Source organism: Mesorhizobium sp. M0621 (genome assembly GCF_040320745.1).
In the GTDB taxonomy this organism is placed as follows: Bacteria; Pseudomonadota; Alphaproteobacteria; order Rhizobiales; family Rhizobiaceae; genus Mesorhizobium.
In genome coordinates, this window is record NZ_JAMYQF010000133.1 from 1 (window position 1) to 1,110 (window position 1,110).

1 protein-coding gene is annotated in these 1,110 nt (G+C 65.9%); it reads right to left on the bottom strand.

Going from position 1 to position 1,110, the window contains the following annotated elements:
- On the bottom strand, positions 1–1,107 hold a 1,107-nt coding region (locus NKI38_RS33450; protein ID WP_352665150.1), incomplete at its 3' end, for an IS256 family transposase.
- Between the last annotated feature and the right edge of the window lie 3 nt (positions 1,108–1,110).

Consider the following 1,110-nt stretch of genomic DNA (forward strand, 5'->3'; position numbering starts at 1 on the left):
TTCATCGTTCTGTTCGAGCAGGATTGCGCCGACGAGGCGCACGATCGCATCGTCGTTCGGGAAGATTCCGACGACCTCGGTGCGCCGCTTGATCTCGCCGTTGAGACGCTCGATCGGGTTGGTCGAGTGCAGCTTGGCGCGGTGCTCCTTCGGGAAGGTCATGTAGGCCAGCACGTCGGGCTCGGCGTCGTCCATGATTGTCGCCAGCTTCGGCACCTTCGGCCGGATCTGGTCGGCGACGGCGCGCCATTGTACGGACGCGGCCTCAGGCGTCTCCTGGGCGAAAGCGGTGGCGATGAAAGCGGAGACGACCCTGCGGCCGCTCTTACCGGCATGGGCCAGCACGTTCCTCATGAAGTGGACGCGGCACCTCTGCCATGTCGCGCACAGTACCTTGGTGACGGCCGCCTTGATGCCTTCATGGGCATCGGAGACGACGAGCTTGACGCCGCGCAGGCCGCGACGTGTCAGTTTGCGCAGGAACTCCGTCCAGATCGGCTCGGCCTCCGACGTGCCGACCTCCATGCCCAGCACCTCGCGCCGGCCGTCCGCATTGACGCCGACAGCGATGATGACGGCGACCGAGACGATGCGGCCGCCGCGGCGCACCTTCAGGTAGGTGGCGTCGATCCACAGATATGGCCAGTCGCCCTCGATCGGCCGCTCGAGGAAGGCCTTCACCTTGCCGTCGATCTCCTCGCACAGCCGCGAGACTTGGCTCTTGGAGATGCCGCTCATCCCCATGGCCTTGACCAGGTCGTCAACCGACCGGGTCGAGATGCCTTGCACATAAGCTTCCTGGATCACTGCGGTCAGCGCCTTCTCGGCCATCCGGCGCGGTTCGAGGAAACCCGGGAAGTAGCTTCCCTTCCTGAGCTTCGGGATGCGCAGCTCGACCGTGCCGGCCCGCGTCTCCCAGTCCCGGTCGCGGTAGCCATTGCGCTGGGCGAGCCGCAGCGGGTTCTTCTCGCCATAGGCGGCGCCGGTGGCCGCGCCCACCTCCATTTCCATCAGCCGCTCGGCGGCAAAGCCGATCATCTCCCGCAGCAGATCGGCATCCGGGGTCTTCTCCACGAGCGTGCGCAGGTTCATCATGTCGTCGGTCATCGG